This window comes from Pedobacter heparinus DSM 2366 (genome assembly GCF_000023825.1).
In the GTDB taxonomy this organism is placed as follows: Bacteria; Bacteroidota; Bacteroidia; order Sphingobacteriales; family Sphingobacteriaceae; genus Pedobacter; species Pedobacter heparinus.
Genome location: NC_013061.1, coordinates 2,376,268 through 2,394,783, shown reverse-complemented (window position 1 = coordinate 2,394,783; position 18,516 = coordinate 2,376,268). Strand labels below are relative to the sequence as shown.

The 18,516-nt window shown below is 42.5% G+C and carries 17 protein-coding genes; 10 read left to right on the top strand and 7 right to left on the bottom strand.

The features are described 5' to 3' along the window. Positions 1-23: 23 nt before the first annotated feature. Both mgrA and PHEP_RS10290 read right to left on the bottom strand, forming a co-directional pair. A complete protein-coding gene (gene mgrA / locus PHEP_RS10295) occupies positions 24-1,025 on the bottom strand; it encodes an L-glyceraldehyde 3-phosphate reductase (protein ID WP_015807895.1) in 1,002 nt (333 codons plus the stop codon). Positions 1,026-1,088: 63 nt separating this feature from the next. Continuing rightward, the gene (locus PHEP_RS10290) at positions 1,089-1,268 is read right to left on the bottom strand and encodes a histone H1 (RefSeq protein ID WP_015807894.1); all 180 of its coding nucleotides are present in this window, start codon (positions 1,266-1,268) and stop codon (positions 1,089-1,091) included. 496 nt (positions 1,269-1,764) lie between these two features. On the opposite strand from PHEP_RS10290, the gene PHEP_RS10285 reads away from it, so the two are divergent. Next, positions 1,765-2,142: a GreA/GreB family elongation factor gene (locus PHEP_RS10285; RefSeq protein ID WP_015807892.1), complete on the top strand. Its 378-nt coding sequence runs from the start codon at positions 1,765-1,767 to the stop codon at positions 2,140-2,142. 10 nt (positions 2,143-2,152) lie between these two features. Here the strand turns inward: PHEP_RS10285 and PHEP_RS10280 are convergent, their stop codons facing one another. Further along, positions 2,153-2,923 carry a queuosine precursor transporter gene (locus PHEP_RS10280; protein ID WP_015807891.1) on the bottom strand — a complete coding sequence of 257 codons (771 nt, stop codon included), beginning with the start codon at positions 2,921-2,923 and terminating at the stop codon, positions 2,153-2,155. Positions 2,924-2,991: 68 nt separating this feature from the next. On the opposite strand from PHEP_RS10280, the gene PHEP_RS10275 reads away from it, so the two are divergent. From PHEP_RS10275 to PHEP_RS10260, 4 genes are all read left to right on the top strand, one after another. Further along, complete coding sequence (locus PHEP_RS10275) at positions 2,992-4,137, top strand: methionine aminotransferase (protein WP_015807890.1); 1,146 nt, start codon at positions 2,992-2,994, stop codon at positions 4,135-4,137. Between the two features lie 21 nt (positions 4,138-4,158). Then, a complete protein-coding gene (locus tag PHEP_RS10270) occupies positions 4,159-4,965 on the top strand; it encodes a nitrilase family protein (RefSeq protein ID WP_015807889.1) in 807 nt (268 codons plus the stop codon). 67 nt (positions 4,966-5,032) lie between these two features. Continuing rightward, positions 5,033-6,820 (top strand): translation elongation factor 4, encoded by a 1,788-nt coding sequence (lepA, locus tag PHEP_RS10265; protein ID WP_015807888.1) that lies wholly within the window; start codon positions 5,033-5,035, stop codon positions 6,818-6,820. A 40-nt stretch (positions 6,821-6,860) separates the two neighbouring features. Next, complete coding sequence (locus tag PHEP_RS10260; protein ID WP_015807887.1) at positions 6,861-7,742, top strand: bifunctional 5,10-methylenetetrahydrofolate dehydrogenase/5,10-methenyltetrahydrofolate cyclohydrolase; 882 nt, start codon at positions 6,861-6,863, stop codon at positions 7,740-7,742. A 4-nt stretch (positions 7,743-7,746) separates the two neighbouring features. On the opposite strand, the gene PHEP_RS10255 is transcribed toward PHEP_RS10260, so the two are convergent. Then, entirely contained in the window at positions 7,747-8,088 is a 342-nt protein-coding gene (locus PHEP_RS10255; protein WP_036674010.1) for a Rieske (2Fe-2S) protein, read from the bottom strand. A gap of 76 nt (positions 8,089-8,164) precedes the next feature. Here PHEP_RS10255 and PHEP_RS10250 point away from each other — a divergent pair, with 76 nt between their 5' ends. Both PHEP_RS10250 and PHEP_RS10245 read left to right on the top strand, forming a co-directional pair. Then, the gene (locus PHEP_RS10250) at positions 8,165-8,788 is read left to right on the top strand and encodes a 7-carboxy-7-deazaguanine synthase QueE (RefSeq protein WP_015807885.1); all 624 of its coding nucleotides are present in this window, start codon (positions 8,165-8,167) and stop codon (positions 8,786-8,788) included. A gap of 56 nt (positions 8,789-8,844) precedes the next feature. Beyond that, a complete protein-coding gene (locus PHEP_RS10245; RefSeq protein ID WP_015807884.1) occupies positions 8,845-10,740 on the top strand; it encodes an OmpA family protein in 1,896 nt (631 codons plus the stop codon). A 27-nt stretch (positions 10,741-10,767) separates the two neighbouring features. Here PHEP_RS10245 and kdsA read toward each other — a convergent pair whose 3' ends face one another. Further along, positions 10,768-11,583 carry a 3-deoxy-8-phosphooctulonate synthase gene (gene kdsA, locus PHEP_RS10240; protein WP_015807883.1) on the bottom strand — a complete coding sequence of 272 codons (816 nt, stop codon included), beginning with the start codon at positions 11,581-11,583 and terminating at the stop codon, positions 10,768-10,770. A gap of 16 nt (positions 11,584-11,599) precedes the next feature. Next, entirely contained in the window at positions 11,600-13,789 is a 2,190-nt protein-coding gene (gene recQ / locus PHEP_RS10235) for a DNA helicase RecQ (RefSeq protein ID WP_015807882.1), read from the bottom strand. 89 nt (positions 13,790-13,878) lie between these two features. On the opposite strand from recQ, the gene PHEP_RS10230 reads away from it, so the two are divergent. Both PHEP_RS10230 and PHEP_RS10225 read left to right on the top strand, forming a co-directional pair. Continuing rightward, positions 13,879-14,844 carry a KpsF/GutQ family sugar-phosphate isomerase gene (locus tag PHEP_RS10230; RefSeq protein ID WP_015807881.1) on the top strand — a complete coding sequence of 322 codons (966 nt, stop codon included), beginning with the start codon at positions 13,879-13,881 and terminating at the stop codon, positions 14,842-14,844. Positions 14,845-14,861: 17 nt separating this feature from the next. After that, positions 14,862-15,953, top strand: coding sequence for a mannose-1-phosphate guanylyltransferase (locus PHEP_RS10225; protein ID WP_015807880.1), 1,092 nt, complete (start codon positions 14,862-14,864; stop codon positions 15,951-15,953). Positions 15,954-16,018: 65 nt separating this feature from the next. Here the strand turns inward: PHEP_RS10225 and rlmB are convergent, their stop codons facing one another. After that, complete coding sequence (rlmB, locus tag PHEP_RS10220; RefSeq protein ID WP_015807879.1) at positions 16,019-16,783, bottom strand: 23S rRNA (guanosine(2251)-2'-O)-methyltransferase RlmB; 765 nt, start codon at positions 16,781-16,783, stop codon at positions 16,019-16,021. A 163-nt stretch (positions 16,784-16,946) separates the two neighbouring features. On the opposite strand from rlmB, the gene dnaB reads away from it, so the two are divergent. Beyond that, positions 16,947-18,515 carry a replicative DNA helicase gene (gene dnaB, locus PHEP_RS10215; RefSeq protein ID WP_015807878.1) on the top strand — a complete coding sequence of 523 codons (1,569 nt, stop codon included), beginning with the start codon at positions 16,947-16,949 and terminating at the stop codon, positions 18,513-18,515. Position 18,516: the final 1 nt, after the last annotated feature.

The following is an 18,516-nucleotide window of genomic DNA, read 5'->3' as shown; positions in this document are numbered from 1 at the left end:
TCATCAGCTATAAATAAAATATGTCAGGTTGATGAACCGGAAAGTATCAAATCAATTTGATGTAATTCGGCTGTACTGAAGGTGGTATTGTCCAGACATTTTAAAGAATCAGCAAGTTGTTCAGGTTTGCTTGCCCCTACCAATACTGAAGTCACACGCTCATCACGTAATATCCATGATAAGGCCATTTGCGCAAGTTTTTGTCCCCGTGACTGTGCCAGCTCATTCAGCTGGTTTAACTGCCGAAGCCGTTCTGCTGTAATCTGATCTGGCTGTAATGCACCAGATGTTTTTGCTGCCCTTGAATCAGCAGGTATCCCTTTAAGATATTTATCCGTTAACAATCCCTGCGCAAGTGGAGAAAAAGGTATGCAACCTACTCCCTGATTTCCGAGCAGCTCCAGCAATCCCCCCTCTATCCAGCGTTCGTACATGGAGTATTTAGGTTGATGAATAATACAGGGTGTACCCAGCTCCTTTAAAAGCTGTATTGCAGTTGCAGCTTCTGCAGGTTTATAATTAGAAATTCCGATGTAAAGTGCTTTACCCTGGCGGACGATCAGGTCCAGGGCAGACATCGTCTCTTCCAGCGGGGTTTCGGGGTCCGGTCGATGGTGGTAAAAGATATCCACATAATCCAGTTGAAGTCTTTTCAGGCTCTGGTCTAAACTGGAAACGAGGTATTTCTTAGATCCCCAGTCGCCATAAGGTCCATCCCACATGGTATAGCCCGCCTTTGTTGAAATGATCATTTCATCTCTGTAACCTGGAAAATCCCTTTTTAAGAGCAGGCCAAAATTTTCTTCGGCAGCACCCGGGGGTGGCCCGTAATTGTTAGCCAGATCAAAATGGGTAATGCCACTGTCAAAAGCAAGTTTCAGGATGTTGCTACAGTTTTCAAGCTGATCAACATGTCCGAAATTATGCCATAAGCCCAGGGAAATGGCAGATAATTTTAATCCGCTATTGCCACAGCGGCGATATTTCATTTGCGTATATCTGGCTGGATCAGGTGTATAGGACATATTTTAAGACAAAAATATCCGTAAGCGGTATAAACCACTTACGGATATTTAGATGATCAGCTATTATTTACCGCTGTTTTTTTTCTCAGTAACCTCAGTACGGATGTCCTGGGCAAGAACTTTTAAATCTTGCATTGCTTTACGTACTCTTGTACCTGCAGCGTTGTTACCTGCATTGTAAAATTTCTCAGCATCTGCTTCAATTGAAGCCAGTAATTCTTTAACTTTTGAAAATTTTTCCATGTTTTTTCTTTTAATAGTGTGGAACCTGCTTATACAGTTTCCATGTTTTGATTTTTAATTTAAGCCAAATATATATTTTTTTAGAAATAAACGTACAGAACTTGGCAGCGAATTAAGTCTTGAGCATGTCAATTAACTGAATTTACTTTGATTTTAAAAAAAAGCTGACGACATTAGCAACAATGGAACAAAAAGGGATATATAAAGCTTTAATGGCGACTTACAATAAAAGTCAGCTACAGGCCTATGCCCTGTTCAAAAAGTTCTTCAGGGAAAACTATCCACTGGGTTTTACCTTTCAAACTACGAGTAAAGACTTTATTATTTAAGCCCCGAATCAAATTCACCTTCTTCGGTTCAGGGGCTCAGAATTTTTCTGATAAATTATTCTTTTGCTAATTTTTAAACAACATGCTGTTCTTCCGGTTAAACCGGTCAAACGCAGTGTTTAGCCTTTCCACCTTTCATCAAAATACATTATTAATATATCATTATCATGGAAACAAAATCCTTATCATTGTCAAAAAGTGATTTCAAACTTTTAAAAGAACACCTGGAGAAATCCAACATGAGTGCTTATAACAAAGAAAAATTACAGGCAGAACTTAAAGCCGCTACCATCTATACTGAAGAAGAGCTGCCCTCGGATGTAGTTTGCTTAAAATCGGAAGCCAGGATCGCAAATGTAAAAACGGGAAAAGAGTTTACCTTTAAACTCGTGATGCCGGAAGAGGCAAATATAAAAGCACAGAAAGTATCGGTTTTTGCACCCATTGGCATTGCACTATTTGGTTACAGGACCGGCGACAGCATCAACTGGGAGATGCCTGACGGCATTCAGGAGTTTAAAATACTGGAAGTTAACAGGCTATAAGCCTGTTAACCTATCTCCTTCCGGCCATTTTGATCATGCGATGGGCAAGGTCTTTACCCAGATAACCATCAATAAGGCCATGCACCAGATACAATATAGGGGTCATCAAAATAGCCACAATAAATTTGTAGGTATAATTAACCAGGCCGATGGCTGCTACCATTTGCCAGCTCCAGTGGTACTGGGGGTTCAGGTAAAAGGCGATAAAGATAACCACAAAACTGTCTATACACTGTGAAACCACGGTTGAGCCCGTGGCACGAAGCCACAATGCCTTTTCGCCGGTAATTTTTTTTATATGGTGAAAGATGAGCACATCAGCGATCTGGCCAACTAAAAAAGCCACTACAGAACCTACAATGATCCACATACCCTGGCCAAAAATACCGGCAAATGCGGCGTTCATGTTTATCATTTGCCCGTTAATGTTCTGGTTTACCCAGAAACCAGATGGCGTAAGGTGCATGGCAGCCCCTACTATAATGAAGGCATAAGAGATTAAAATGGCGGTTAATACGGATAAGAACCGAACCTGCCTTACACCAAAATACTCATTGATGATATCGGTCATGATAAATATCAGGGGCCAGGTAAGCACGCCGGCAGACATATTAAAGGACAAGTTGGGCACCCCCAGTAAGTTAATGTCAAACTGTTTGATGCCCAGGGTTCCTTCTACAGTAAATATTTTTACGCCGATGAACTCAGAAAGTATGGCATTGGCAACAAAAAAAGACCCGAGAACGAGCAATAATTTACTCTCTTTTGTTTTAAAAGTCATAGCAGGCTGAAATTATTAAATAAATCTGATATAAGCTGATAAAATATTATTTCTATTTTCGTTGTAACATGATAGCAATACAATCAAAATTACCACACACCGGCACTACTATCTTTACAGTAATGTCAAAATTAGCTGAAGAACACAATGCAATTAATCTTTCTCAGGGTTTTCCTGACTACGATTGCGATCCAAAGTTATTAAGTTTTGTTACAGAGGCCATGCAAAAGGGCTTTAATCAATATGCCCCAATGCCGGGTTTGCCTGCACTGAGGGAATTAATTGCAGAAAAGGTGAGTAACCTGTATGGTGCAAATTATCATCCGGACACCGAAATAACCATTACTGCAGGTGGTACCCAGGCTATTTTTACTGCCCTGAGCTCCTGTATCAGTTCGGGCGATGAGGTTATTATTTTTGAACCTGCTTATGATTGTTACGCCCCAACGGTTAAATTATTAGGGGGACTGGTTAAACCTTATGAACTGGCACCCCCAAATTACGAAATTGACTGGGAAATGGTAAAGAAACTCTTTACCGCAAACACCAAAATGATCATTCTGAACAGCCCGCAAAACCCGACAGGCTGTATTTTATCAGAAAAGGATATTAAAGCACTGATTAAACTGACCAAAAACACAGACATCCTCATCTTAAGTGATGAGGTATATGAACACATCATATTTGACAACAACAAACACCAAAGCATTGCCTTATATCCCGAATTAAGGGAAAGAAGTTTTATTGCGGCTTCTTTTGGCAAATTACTGCATGCAACCGGATGGAAATTAGGTTATTGCCTGGCCCCCGAAAAACTGATGAAGGAATTTAGAAAAGTACATCAGTTTAACGTATTCAGTGTAAATACGCCCATGCAGCTGGGCATTGCGAATTACCTGAAAGATGCCGGAACATATATGGGTTTATCTTCTTTTTTTCAGCAGAAACGCGATTTCTTCCGGAAACTGCTGGCAGAAACCAATTTTAATTTATTACCTTGTAACGGTTCTTATTTTCAATGTGTTAGTTACGGGCACCTAAGCGAAGAAAAGGATACAGACATGGCTATAAGGCTGGTTAAGAATTATGGTGTGGCCAGTATCCCCGTCTCGGCCTTTTATACCAGGAACCCGGACCACCAGGTATTGCGGTTTTGTTTTGCCAAAAAACAAGAAACATTGGAAAAAGCCGTTGAAAGATTAATGAAATTATAATTTACAGCCCTATAAATTACAATGATGGAACACCCTAACTTTTTAAATATAAACAACCTGAAAGTCACCATTTTCCAGGCTTATTTATTTTGGGAAAACATTGATAAAAACCTACAAAACCTTGCCTTACGTTTATCAACCGGCGTTAAAGAGAAAACAGACCTGATTGTGCTGCCCGAAATGTTCAATACAGGTTTTAGCATGAATGCGGAGGCGCTTGCCGAAGAAATGAATGGAAAGACCATGCAATGGATGGCCGGGATTGCTGAAAAATATGAATGTGTTGTTGCCGGAAGCCTGATCATTAAGGAAAACAACAACTATTACAACCGTTTGATCTGGATGCTGCCCGATGGTAAATCAAGCCATTATGATAAAAGACATTTGTTTGGTTTGGGTGATGAGGATAAAAATTACAGTCCTGGTACCGAAAAAGTAATTGTTGAATTAAAAGGTTGGAAGATCCGCCTGGCCATCTGTTACGACCTTCGTTTTCCGGTATGGCTGCGCAACCAACAGGAAGAATATGATATTTTATTGTTGATAGCCAGCTGGCCCGATAAAAGATCTGCACACTGGAAAGCACTTATTCCTGCAAGGGCTATTGAAAACCAGAGTTATGTCATCGCGGCCAACCGTATCGGACACGATGGCAAAGAAGTATACTATAGCGGACATTCCATGTGTATAGACCCAATGGGCAAAACTGTGTATTACAAGCCGGAAGATGAAGACCTCTATACTTTTAGTATTGGTTATGAAGAACTGGCCAAAACCCGTCAGAACTTCCCCTTTTTAAAAGATGCAGATCACTTTAAGATCATTTAGGGTACAGATACGCTGCAATTAAATTCCCATAAAATAATCAAGGCAAAATCTTATATTTGCGCCACTGATGAAGCACATACGTAATTTCTGCATAATTGCACATATTGATCACGGCAAAAGCACTTTAGCCGACCGTTTACTGGAATACACTAAAACCATTAGCCAGCGTGAGGCCCAGGCCCAGTTACTGGATAACATGGATTTAGAGCGTGAACGTGGGATCACGATAAAGAGCCACGCCATACAGATGAATTATAAGGTTGATGATATTGAATACAATTTCAACCTGATTGATACACCCGGACACGTAGACTTTTCTTATGAAGTGTCGCGCTCCATTGCAGCCTGTGAAGGTGCACTGCTCATTGTGGATGCCTCTCAGGGAATCCAGGCACAAACCATTTCAAACTTATATTTAGCTTTAGAGCACGATCTGGAAATTATCCCGATCTTAAATAAAATGGACTTACCTGGGGCAATGCCCGAGGAAGTTAAAGACCAGATCATTGATCTGATCGGCTGTAAACGTGAGGACATTATCCCTGCATCAGGCAAAACAGGTATGGGCATTCCAGATATCATCCAGGCTATTGTAGACCGTGTTCCAGCACCGGTTGGCGACCCGGAAGCACCTTTACAGGCGTTGATCTTTGACTCTGTTTTTAATCCTTTCAGGGGAATTATCGCTTACTATAAAGTAGTAAACGGTGAGATTAAAAAAGGCGATAAAGTTAAGTTCATCAATACAGGCAAACAATACCTGGCGGATGAAGTGGGTATCCTGAAACTCGATATGTCGCCACGCAGCGTAGTTAAAACCGGTGATGTGGGTTATATCATTTCCGGTATCAAGGAAGCTCGTGAAGTAAAAGTTGGAGATACCATTACTACTGTTGACAGGCCGTCGTTAGACTCCATTCAAGGGTTCGAAGAGGTTAAGCCCATGGTTTTTGCAGGTATTTATCCTGTTGATACGGATGAATTTGAGGAATTGCGTGAAGCCATGCACAAATTGCAGCTGAATGATGCCTCCATAGTTTTTGAGCCTGAAAGTTCTGCTGCACTGGGTTTTGGTTTCCGTTGCGGTTTCCTGGGCATGTTGCATATGGAAATTATCCAGGAACGTCTGGAGCGTGAATTTGATATGACGGTTATTACAACCGTACCCAACGTATCGTATATTGCAAGAACTACCAAAGGCGAAGAAGTTATTGTAAACAATCCATCAGATTTACCGGACCCAAGCAAGCTGGATTCTGTAGAAGAGCCTTATATCAAAGCCAATATCATTACTAAAGCCGAGTTTGTAGGGCCGGTGATGTCACTTTGTATCCAGAAAAGGGGGATCATCGTTAACCAGTCGTACCTCACTTCAGACCGGGTAGAACTTATTTTTGAGATGCCTATGGGTGAGATCGTTTTCGACTTCTATGATAAGCTTAAAACAATTTCAAAAGGCTATGCTTCATTTGATTACCATCAGGTGGGTTACCGCAAATCGGATCTGGTAAGATTGGATATGCTGTTAAATGAAGAGCCTGTTGATGCTTTATCTTCACTCATCCACCGCAGCAATGCTTACGATTTTGGAAAGAAAATCTGTGAAAAACTGCGAGAATTAATCCCCCGTCAGCAATTCGAAATTAAAATACAGGCTTCTATAGGTGCAAAAGTGATTGCCCGCGAGACGCTCAGTGCTTTACGTAAAGATGTAACCGCCAAATGTTATGGTGGTGATATTTCGCGTAAACGTAAGCTTTTGGAAAAACAGAAACAGGGTAAGAAACGGATGCGCCAGGTCGGCAACGTAGAAATCCCGCAAACTGCCTTTATGGCCGTATTAAAACTGGATTAATAGTCACATTATATTTGAACAACAACAAAACCATTGATACATGCAGTTACTAGACGGAAAATTCGCATCAGAAAAGATTAAACAGGAAATAGCAGCAGAAGCGGCAGACTTTTTAGCTAAAAGTGGCAGAAAGCCACACCTGATAGCAATTTTAGTTGGTAACGATGGCGGAAGCGAGACTTACGTAGCCAGTAAAATGAAGAATTGTGAAAAGGTTGGTTTCCAGTCTTCACTGATCAGGTATGATGTTACCGTAACGGAAGCCGAACTATTGCAAAAGATTGAAGAAATTAACCAGGATGCAGGCGTAGATGGCCTGATTGTGCAGCTTCCCCTTCCCAAACATATTGACCCTGAAAAGGTAACCGAGAAAATTGATTACCGTAAGGATGTAGATGGTTTCCATCCTGTAAATTTAGGCAGGATGATGCGCAACCTGCCCTGCTTTATCCCGGCCACACCTTATGGTATTTTATTGATGCTGCAAGCCTATCAGATCGATACTACCGGCAAACACTGCGTAGTAGTTGGCCGCAGTAATATAGTGGGCAGTCCGATGAGTATTTTGATGGCACGCAATGCCAATCCTGGTAATTGTACGGTAACACTTACCCATAGTAAAACTTCCAACTTAAAAGAACTTGTCCTGCAGGCCGATATTATTGTTGCTGCAATTGGAAAAAAGAATTTTGTAACCGCTGACATGGTTAAACCTGGCGCCATCATTATTGATGTGGGCATCAACCGGGAAACCTCTGATCAGACCAAATCCGGGTACAAGCTGTACGGAGATGTCGATTTTGAACATGTTGCAGCTAAATCTTCCTGGATTACACCTGTTCCTGGCGGTGTTGGTTTAATGACCATTGTAGGCCTGTTAAAAAACACACTGGCATCTGCAAAAGGAGAAATTTACAGTTAATTGTTCAGCGGCCAAACAGCCTGCTGATCCAGCTTTCCTTTATCCCGACATATATGCCGTCGGTCCTTATTTCAACGGGATAAGTATCGATGTAATCGCCCTGCCCTTCTGCACCCCTGCCTGTATGTAAATTATATTCCCAGCGGTGAATAGGGCAAACCAGGTATCCGTTTTTGCACCAGCCCCCGCTCAATACCCCACCGGCATGCGGACAATAATTCTGTACCACGAAATATTCGTTCTGGTGTTTTACCAGACACAGCTTCTTCCCTTCTATCTGAATCTGTCGCACAAAATCCTCTCCCTGCGGTTCCCCCTCAACTTTATGCCATTTAAATTTATTCATAACTCGGTCATATCTCAGGTCAAGATACATATAATCTGATTTTCAACGGATATTTATTTACCTTTGCCCCCTTTATATGGCACATCAAATACCAGAAGACGGCACTTTACTTCCTTTAATGGAAGAATTTTACACCATACAGGGCGAAGGATTTAATACCGGAAAAGCAGCATACTTTATTCGTTTAGGTGGCTGCGACGTAGGATGCCACTGGTGTGATGTAAAAGAAAGCTGGGATGCCGAACTGCATCCTTTAACCCCCGCGGATGCCATTGTGGCAAAAGCAGAAAGTTATCCGGGCAAAGCAGTAGTAATTACCGGCGGGGAACCCCTCATCTATAACCTGGATTACCTGACCAGGAGGCTTCGTGAAAAAGGGATACTGACCTTCATTGAAACTTCCGGTGCTTATCCGCTTTCGGGCGACTGGGACTGGATCTGTTTATCGCCCAAGAAATTTAAGGCACCTCGTCCGGACATTACGCCTTATGCCAACGAGCTTAAAGTTATTGTGTTCAATAAAAGCGACTTTGAATGGGCCGAGAAATATGCAGAAACGGTTTCTGCAAACTGCAAGCTCTATCTGCAACCGGAATGGTCAAAGTCCAAAGAAATTACCCCCCTGATCATCGATTATGTCATGGCCAATCCCAAATGGGAAATATCTCTGCAAACACACAAATTTTTAAATATCCCCTAGCTGCCCTTCTGATTTTTTAGCTACATTTAATCTATTATTAAATTATAGTAGCATTGATGAAGAAAGTTACGCTTCTTTTTTTCTTATGTTTTATCCTTCAAATTGCCAGGGCCCAGACTTCAACTGTAAAAAAAGCCCAGAACAGTTTTGATAAAGCCCAGGAGTACCTCAGAAACAACGATTACGACCAGGCTATCCCCCTGCTACAGGAAGCCATAAAGGCTGATCCTGCTTTTCAGTTTGCTTTTATTCAGCTTGCCGATATCAACAGAAGACAAAAATTATACGAACAGGCCAAAATAAACTATACCAGTGCCATTGCATTGGGCGGAATTCCGGATGCCCGGGCCTACTATGGCTTTGCTGAGTCCCAGATCTATACCGGCGATTATGCAAATGCATTAAACAACATTAAGCTTTTCATAGCGCAGTATAAAGGCAATGATCCTGATTTCATGAACAGGGCTAAAAAATACCTGAGGGATTGTGAGTTTGCCATCGTAGCTTTAAAACAACCCGTAAAATACGATCCGATCAATATGGGACCTGAAATCAATTCGGTGCACCGCGATTATTTTCCCTCGGTTACTGCCGATGGGACAAGACTTATATTTAGCCGGAACATCAATGGCAATGAGGATTTTTTTGTTTCAGAAAAAAAGGACAAATCATGGAGTACGCCACTTCCGTTAAGTGACAAGATCAATACCCAAAAGTACAATGAAGGCGCACAATCCATTTCCCCGGATGGGCTGTACCTCTTTTTTACGGGCTGCAACCGTCCGGATGGACTGGGGCGCTGCGATATTTACGTGAGCCATAAAAATGGCAAAGACTGGGGCGAGCCATTTAACCTGGGTGCACCGGTAAATACGTCCTATTGGGAATCGCAGCCGGCAATCAGTCCGGATGGCAGCACCCTGTATTTCGTAAGCAACAGGCCCGGAGGCCTGGGGGGCTACGACATCTGGAAAAGTATGCTAAAAGCAGACGGCTACTGGTCGCAGCCCGAAAATCTTGGCCCGGAGATCAATACCCCCTATGATGAGCACACACCTTTTATACACCCCGATGGCAAAACACTCTACTTTTCATCAGATGGCTGGCCTGGTATGGGCAATAAGGATATATTCATGAGCCGCATGAATGAAGCAGGCAAATGGAGCAGTCCGGAAAACCTGGGCTACCCCATTAATACCTTTAATGAAGAAACCGGTTTGATTGTTACTCCCGATGGCACTTACGGCCTGTTCTCTTCTAATTTAAAGGGTGGATACGGAGATATGGACATTTACCAGTTTAAAATGCCTGAAAATAAAAAACCGCTTCCCATTACTTATGTGAAAGGAATTGTGACAGATAAGGAAAGCAAGGTATTTCTGGAAGCTAAGGTCCAGGTGGTCAACTTAAAAACAAAAAAAGTAGATTACAGTGATTATACTTCCAAAGAGACCGGTGATTTTCTGGCTGTAATGCCCCTGGGTGGAAATTATGCGTTTAACGTAAGTGCAGACGGTTATCTTTTTTATTCTGAAAACTATCAGCTTGACAGTGCTTATATCAGCAAACCTTATGTTGTACAGGTTGCCCTGGAGAAGCTGAGCACAGGAAAAAACATGGTATTAAAGAATATATTTTTCAATACCAATGAATACACACTCTTACCGGCCTCCTTAACAGAACTGAATACCCTTCAGCAATTGCTTAAAAACAATGCAAGCCTTTGTATAGAGATACAGGGGCATACAGACAATGTAGGGAACGACCAGCAGAATGAAAGGCTTTCTTTACAAAGGGCAAAAGCGGTTTACGACTACCTGGTACAGGAAAAGATTGAGCCGCAGCGGCTAACCTTTAAAGGTTATGGAGAAAATAAGCCTATCGCAGCCAACGATACCGATGCACACCGCAGACAAAACAGGCGTACTTCTTTCATCATTACCAAAATTTAAACCATCAGGGGCAAATACCCCAAACATTTAAATCACTGCTTTTCGTATCCTGACAAGTTTGACCAGCAAATCTTCCAGTAAATCGAGCTGCAGCATATTTGCACCATCCGATTTGGCATTTGCAGGATCGGGATGTGTTTCAATAAACAGACCATCTGCACCAACAGCAATTGCTGCTTTTGCAATTGTTTCAATCAGTTCGGGCTTACCACCGGTGACCCCGGAACTCTGATTGGGCTGTTGTAAGGAATGTGTACAATCCATCACCACCGGCACACCAAAACCCTGCATTTCGGGTAGTCCACGGTAATCTACAATCAGATCCTGGTACCCAAAGGTATTGCCCCTGTCGGTGAGCACTACCCTGTTGTTGCCAGATTCTACAATCTTTTCAACGGCAAACTTCATTGATCCCGCAGATAGAAATTGTCCTTTTTTTACATTGACCACTTTACCTGTCAGCGCAGCAGCAATCAGCAGGTCTGTTTGCCGGCATAAAAAAGCAGGGATCTGTAACACATCTACATAAGCAGCTGCCATAGCAGCTTCAGCACTTTCGTGGATATCTGTAACTGTGGGTACATTAAAGGTTTTGCCTACTTTTTCCAGTATTTTAAGTGCTTTTTCGTCGCCAATACCGGTAAAAGAACCACCCTTGGAACGGTTGGCCTTGCGATAAGAGCCTTTAAAAATAAAGGGGATTTCAAGTTTATCGGTAATATTTACAATTTTCTCGGCAATGCGCAAAGCAATTTCCTCACCCTCTATAGCGCATGGGCCTGCCATTAAAAAGAAGTTACCCGAAGCTGTATGTTTTAATTTATCTAATGAAAAGTTGATCATTATGGTCGTTATGCTGTTAATTACCTAATTCGGACATGAATTTAATGCGCATCAGCTGGATTTCTTCACGCGAATAATCTGTTTCGCCCAATTCTTTCAGGGCTTCATCAATGGAGTCATTTTCAGCTGATTGAAAATAATCAAATACCTCATCCTGACGATCTTCATCTATCATTTCATCTACAAAATAATTGAGGTTCAGCTTAGTACCGGAATTTACTATTGCTTCAATTTCCTTTAAAATATCATCATAAGTAATCCCTTTTGCCCTGGCAATGTCTTCCAGACCAATTTTCCTGTCTATATTCTGAATGATTGAAACTTTGAGCTGCGATTTATTGGCCTGGGTTTTAATGATCAGGTCTATTGGCCGTTCAATGTCATTGTCTTCCACATATTTTTTGATCAGCTCCAGAAAAGGGGCTCCAAATTTTAAGGCCTTACCGTTACCCACGCCAGAGATCTGCTTCAGTTCATCCATCGCAATGGGATAATGCGTACACATCTCTTCCAGTGACGGATCCTGGAAAACCACAAACGGAGGAACATTTTTTTGTTTGGCTATTTTTTTGCGCAGGTCTTTCAACAGCTGCAGCAGCTGCGTATCCAAAGTTCCGGTACCATGTTTTACATCATCCTCATCATCGTCGGCAGCACTGTCTATCGGCTCATTGAGTATGAATTTAAGGTTGTAGGGGTTTTCAATAAAATCACGTCCCGAATTGGTAAGTCCCAGCAGCCCGTAATTGTCTATGTCCTTGGACAGGAAATTATTCAGCACTGCCTGCCGTACCAGAGATTTCCAGTGGTTTTCTCCTTCCACCACACCCAATCCAAATTCCGGCAGCTTGCTGTGCTCATAAGCAATGGTCTGCGCCGTTTCCAGCCCCATCAGCACATTAATGATGTGCGCATCATCAAACTTTTCCCCGATTTTTTTAATCAGTTTTAAGAGCACCAATAAAGATTCCTCAGCTTCAAAAAGCTTTTTGGGCTTTTTGCAATTGTCGCACATGCAGTTACAGCCGGTTTCGTTAAAGTTCTCCCCAAAATAATGCAGGATCTGCTTCCTTCGGCAAACGCCGGATTCAGCATAATCAATTACTTCTTTCAATATCTGTGTACCAATTTCCCTTTCCGAAACGGGTTTATCCTTCATAAACTTAGCCAGTTTATCCACATCCTTCTGCGCATAAAAAGCTATACAAACACCTTCTCCGCCATCTCTGCCTGCCCTTCCTGTTTCCTGATAATATCCTTCCATGCTTTTGGGAATATCATGGTGGATCACAAAACGCACATCTGGCTTGTCTATTCCCATTCCAAATGCAATGGTGGCTACAATCACTTCTACATCCTCCATCAGGAATTTATCCTGGGTCTCTGCCCTCACCTTGGGTTCCAGGCCTGCATGGTAAGGCAGGGCCTTTATACCGTTCAGGTTTAAAGATTCAGCTACTTCCTCCACCTTTTTACGGCTCAGGCAATAAATAATACCGGATTTTCCGGTATTGTACTTAATATAACGGATAATCTCTTTCAGCACATCACGCTTGGGCCTGATCTCATAAAACAGATTGGGCCTGTTAAAGGACGACTTAAATAAAGTGGCGTCACTCATGCCCAGGTTTTTTATGATGTCCTGCTGAACTTTAGGTGTTGCTGTTGCAGTTAAGGCAATAATAGGGATCCCTTCACCCAAACCGCTGATCACCTGCCTGATCTTTCGGTATTCAGGCCTGAAATCATGTCCCCACTCCGAAATACAGTGGGCTTCATCTACTGCTACAAAAGATATTTTGATGAGTTTCAGGAAATCAATGTTATCCTGTTTGGAAAGCGACTCTGGGGCCACATAAAGCAGCTTGGTCTGTCCGTTCAATAAATCACTTTTTACCTGTGTAATCTCCGTCTTGTTTAAAGAGGAATTTAAAAAATGTGCTATACTATCACTCCCACCAAAAGCCCGTAGCTGATCTACCTGATTTTTCATCAATGCTATCAATGGGGAAATCACAATTGCGGTCCCTTCATTGATCAATGCTGGTAACTGGTAACATATGGATTTCCCCCCACCTGTAGGCATAATAACAAAAGTGTTCTTCTTTTCAAGAACATTGGTAATTATTGACTCCTGGTCACCTTTAAAATTATCAAAACCAAAAAAGGTTTGTAAGTTGTCAAACAACGACTTTTTCACATCCATTTCGTCTATAAAATATTCAGTGCTATTTTTACTTCAAAATAACATAATTTTGCACTAATTCAAAGCATCAATATACTAATTAATTCTGTTTGAAAAGTAAAAAATCTATTATCGAGGCTGGTGTCAGCACTTTACAGCTGGAAGCCCAGGCTATTTTAGGCCTGATTAATAATATAAATGATGATTTTGTTAAGGTTGTTAACCTGATTATCGAAAGTAAGGGCCGTGTAATTGTCACAGGAATAGGAAAAAGTGCCATCATTGCCCAAAAAATAGTGGCTACTTTTAACTCTACGGGTACACCCGCTATTTTTATGCATGCCGCAGATGCCATTCATGGCGACCTGGGTATGATCCAGAAAGATGACATCGTCATCTGCATTTCCAAAAGCGGAAATACACCCGAAATTAAGGTACTTGCACCATTGCTTAAACAATCCGGCAATACCATGATCGGCATGATCGGCCAATTGAATTCAGAACTCGCCATGCAGGCAGACCTGGTGTTAAACACCTATGTAGAAAAAGAGGCCTGCCCACACAACCTGGCCCCTACCACCAGCACTACCGCCCAACTGGCCATGGGCGATGCACTGGCCATCTGCTTACTCCATGCCCGCGATTTTAACGAACAGGATTTTGCCAGGTACCATCCGGGCGGCTCACTAGGTAAAAAACTGTACTTAAAAACCGGCGACCTGGCTTTAAAAAATCAAAAACCCAGTATCTGTGCAGATGCATCTGTAAAAGATGTCATCATAGAAATTAGTCAAAACCGTTTAGGTGCAGTAGTTGTTGTTGATGGGAATGATATTCTGGGCATCATAACGGATGGCGACATCCGGAGAATGCTGGAAAAATATTCAGATTTAACAAATATTAAAGCGAGCGACTTAATGAACCCGAACCCTAAAAGGATTGAAAAGGATCTTTTGGCCCTGAATGCCCTTGAAATCATCAAAGAAAATAACATTACCCAATTATTGGTTACTGATGCCGGAAGTTATTTTGGTATCGTACATTTGCACGACCTTCTTCAGGAAGGTATAATTTAACCCTTTCCAATTTAATAATGAATAAGAACAATTACGCATTGATCATGGCTGGTGGAGTTGGCAGCCGCTTCTGGCCTGTAAGCAGAACTGAATATCCGAAACAGTTTATAGATTTCTTTGGTGTAGGAAAAACATTGATTCAGAGTACCTACGACAGGTTCTTAAAAATCTGCCCTCCCGAAAACATCTTTGTAGTGACCAACGAGATCTATACGGATATTATTAAGGAACAATTGCCGGGCCTGCATGAAAACCAGATTCTTGCCGAACCTATCATGCGAAATACTGCGCCTTGCATTTCTTACGGTTCTATGAAAATTGCAAGCCTTAATCCGGATGCAACCATCGTTGTGGCCCCTTCAGATCATACCATCACCAATCAGGAAGCCTTTATCGAAGCGATTGGGCAGTCTTTGAAGGCAGCCTCAGAGAACGACTGCCTGATTACACTTGGCATTAAACCCAGCCGGCCTGATACCGGCTATGGCTATATACAGTATATTGAAAATACTTTAAAAACAGACAATCAGATTCATAAGGTCAAGATATTTACAGAAAAACCCAATCTTGAACTGGCTAAATCCTTTATACAAAGTGGTGATTTTCTATGGAACGCAGGTATCTTTATCTGGTCTGCCAGGTCTATAAATAAAGCCTTTTCCAGGCACCTGCCTGAAATGCATGAGATCTTTTTACAAGGTGGTCCGGTATACAATTCCGAAAACGAGAAAGATTTCATCAGTGATGCCTATCAGCAATGCACCAATATCTCGATAGATTTCGGTATTATGGAAAAAGCAGATAACGTGTACGTATTGCCCGCCGATTTCGGTTGGTCTGACTTAGGCACCTGGGCTTCTATTTACGACATTGCCGAACATGATTATGTAGGAAATGCAGTAATCCCGGCAGAACAGGTCATGATGTTCAATTCCTCAAACTGTATGGTTAATGTACCTAAGGACAAGCTGGTCATATTACAGGGACTGCACGATTACATTGTGGTGGAATCCAACAACACCCTGCTCATCTGTCCAAGATCGGAAGAACAGACCATCAAACAGGTAGTGGCAGATGTAAAAGCTAAATTCGGCACAAAGTTCATTTAATCAATCTTATATAAAAAGACCATACAGGCTTATCCTGTATGGTCTTTTTATACCATTGAACATCGCTATTGCCGTTGCCTGATGGCTTCATAAAGGATAATCCCTGCTGAAACAGATACGTTCAGTGAACTGATCTCTCCGATCATCGGGATCTTGGCCAGGTGGTTTGCCATACGCATCAGCTCATTCGAAATCCCTTCATCCTCTGCCCCCATTACAATGGCCGTAGGTGCGGTATAATCCGGCACATAGATCAGGTCGTTGGTTTTTTCTGTACAGGCTACAATCTGCAAACCACATTCCTGTAAAAATAATGCTGTTTTATGCAAGTTCGGGTGCCTGCAAACCGGAATGGTAAACAAAGCCCCAGCCGACGTTTTAATGGCATCAGCATTGATCTGTGCCGAATTTTTACTGGGTACCACAATAGCATGCACACCGGCACAGGCAGCTGTCCTGGCAATGGCACCCATATTTCTGACATCGGTAATGCCATCCAGGATCAACACCAATGGCGTTTCTCCTTTCTCATATATTGCAGGAATAATGTCTTCAATTTTTTGAAAGGTGATGGCCGAAATTACTGCAATAACCCCCTGGTGATTTTTCAGGGTCATCCGGTTAAGCTTCTCTACCGGAACATTGTGTACAGGCGCATCCACCTCTTTCAGCAAAGCCTTCAGCTCCATAATGATACCGCCTGTCAAGCCCCGTTGTATATAAATGCTCTCTATCTCTTTACCAGCCTTAATTGCCTCTATTACAGCACGTATACCAAATATAAACTCGTTACTCTCTTTACCTCTTGCAGGTCTCCTGGAATTTTCCATCTTTATTAAATTGAGCGGCAAAAATAGGTATTCTTTTCCACATAGTTTTGTGAACAAAAAGCTAAAATTTAGGAGGACGATATTGGTATGGTTATATTGTATACGGTGGAAATGTGCATAAAGAAATGGAGCAGGGACTTATTTTTTGTCTATTTTTGTACCTATGAGTAACGATCAACCCCAAGGACAAGATAAGGCAAATTTCAGTGCAAGGAAAACCAGGTTAAGCAATACCATGAGCACTATGGGTAGGATACCACCCCAGGCCATTGATCTTGAAGAAGCCATTTTAGGCGCGCTGATGCTCGAAAAAGATGCTTTATCGACTGTTATTGATATCCTTAAGCCCGAAATGTTTTACCACGAAGCACACAAAAAGATCTTCGAGGCCATACAGGGGCTTTTCCAGAAATCAAAACCGGTTGATATCCTTACTGTTACCGCTGAACTCCGTACATTGGGACTACTGGAAATGATTGGCGGGGCTTATTACATTACTAACCTGACCAACAGGGTGGCTTCAGCAGCCAACATAGAATTTCATGCCAGGATCGTTTCCCAGAAATACATCCAGCGCGAGCTGATCAGGATTTCTTCAGAGATCATACAAAACGCCTATGAAGATACGACGGATATTTTTGACCTCCTGGATCATGCAGAAAAGAACCTGTTTGACATTGCCCAGAACAACCTGCGCCGGGACACACAAAAGATGGACGAGATTGTAAAACAATCTCTGGCCACGCTGGAAGAGCTACGCAGCAAAAGTGATGGTTTAACAGGCGTACCTTCCGGATTTACCGATCTGGACCGCATTACAGGTGGCTGGCAGGCATCCGATCTGGTCATCATTGCGGCACGTCCGGCCATGGGTAAAACGGCATTTGTATTAACCTGCGCCAGAAATGCAGCCGTTCAGTTTAAACGTCCGGCAGTTGTATTCTCTTTAGAGATGTCTTCCGTACAGTTGGTTAACCGTCTGATTTCCGGAGAAGCTGAAATTGAACAGGAAAAGATCAGAAAGGGGAACCTTGCCGAATGGGAATGGCAGCAACTGCACAGTAAGATCGGCGGGCTTACCGAAGCGCCACTGCTGATAGATGATACCCCGGCCTTAAATATCTTTGAATTCAGGGCCAAATGCAGAAGATTAAAGGCCCAGTACGATATACAGCTCATCATTATCGACTATTTACAGCTGATGCATGGCAAAGGTGAAGGTCAGAGTGGTGGTGGTAACCGTGAGCAGGAAATTGGCAGCATTTCAAGGGCACTTAAATCGGTGGCCAAGGAATTAAATGTACCTGTGCTCGCCCTCTCGCAGCTGAGCCGTGCGGTAGAAAGCAGACCAGGTGTAAACGGAAAACGGCCAATGTTATCCGATTTACGTGAATCCGGATCTATTGAGCAGGATGCGGATATGGTGCTCTTCCTTTACCGACCGGAATATTACGGCATCACCGAAGATGAACAGGGCCGATCTCAGGCCGGTGTGGGTGAAGTCATCATTGCCAAGCACCGTAATGGTGAAACCGGTATTGTACCGCTCCGCTTTATCGGCAAGTACGTGAAATTTGCAGATCTGGAAGAAAGTTTTGCAGCCCCTACCTCGTTTTCTATGGACAGTCCGAGTGCCGGAATGGCTCCATCGCAGGATTTTGACAGACCTGCCGGAAATGTCATCATTAAACCATCACGAATGGACGATATGCACGACGATGCCCCTTTTTAAC

What these genes read in the sequence shown, in the direction of transcription:
- mgrA (WP_015807895.1), bottom strand. Translation starts at nt 1,025, where the DNA reads ATGTCCTATACACCTGATCCAGCCAGATATACGCAAATGAAATATCGC.
- PHEP_RS10290 (WP_015807894.1), bottom strand. Translation starts at nt 1,268, where the DNA reads ATGGAAAAATTTTCAAAAGTTAAAGAATTACTGGCTTCAATTGAAGCA.
- PHEP_RS10285 (WP_015807892.1), top strand. Translation starts at nt 1,765, where the DNA reads ATGGAAACAAAATCCTTATCATTGTCAAAAAGTGATTTCAAACTTTTA.
- PHEP_RS10280 (WP_015807891.1), bottom strand. Translation starts at nt 2,923, where the DNA reads ATGACTTTTAAAACAAAAGAGAGTAAATTATTGCTCGTTCTCGGGTCT.
- PHEP_RS10275 (WP_015807890.1), top strand. Translation starts at nt 2,992, where the DNA reads ATGATAGCAATACAATCAAAATTACCACACACCGGCACTACTATCTTT.
- PHEP_RS10270 (WP_015807889.1), top strand. Translation starts at nt 4,159, where the DNA reads ATGATGGAACACCCTAACTTTTTAAATATAAACAACCTGAAAGTCACC.
- lepA (WP_015807888.1), top strand. Translation starts at nt 5,033, where the DNA reads ATGAAGCACATACGTAATTTCTGCATAATTGCACATATTGATCACGGC.
- PHEP_RS10260 (WP_015807887.1), top strand. Translation starts at nt 6,861, where the DNA reads ATGCAGTTACTAGACGGAAAATTCGCATCAGAAAAGATTAAACAGGAA.
- PHEP_RS10255 (WP_036674010.1), bottom strand. Translation starts at nt 8,088, where the DNA reads ATGAATAAATTTAAATGGCATAAAGTTGAGGGGGAACCGCAGGGAGAG.
- PHEP_RS10250 (WP_015807885.1), top strand. Translation starts at nt 8,165, where the DNA reads ATGGCACATCAAATACCAGAAGACGGCACTTTACTTCCTTTAATGGAA.
- PHEP_RS10245 (WP_015807884.1), top strand. Translation starts at nt 8,845, where the DNA reads ATGAAGAAAGTTACGCTTCTTTTTTTCTTATGTTTTATCCTTCAAATT.
- kdsA (WP_015807883.1), bottom strand. Translation starts at nt 11,583, where the DNA reads ATGATCAACTTTTCATTAGATAAATTAAAACATACAGCTTCGGGTAAC.
- recQ (WP_015807882.1), bottom strand. Translation starts at nt 13,789, where the DNA reads ATGGATGTGAAAAAGTCGTTGTTTGACAACTTACAAACCTTTTTTGGT.
- PHEP_RS10225 (WP_015807880.1), top strand. Translation starts at nt 14,862, where the DNA reads ATGAATAAGAACAATTACGCATTGATCATGGCTGGTGGAGTTGGCAGC.
- rlmB (WP_015807879.1), bottom strand. Translation starts at nt 16,783, where the DNA reads ATGGAAAATTCCAGGAGACCTGCAAGAGGTAAAGAGAGTAACGAGTTT.
- dnaB (WP_015807878.1), top strand. Translation starts at nt 16,947, where the DNA reads ATGAGTAACGATCAACCCCAAGGACAAGATAAGGCAAATTTCAGTGCA.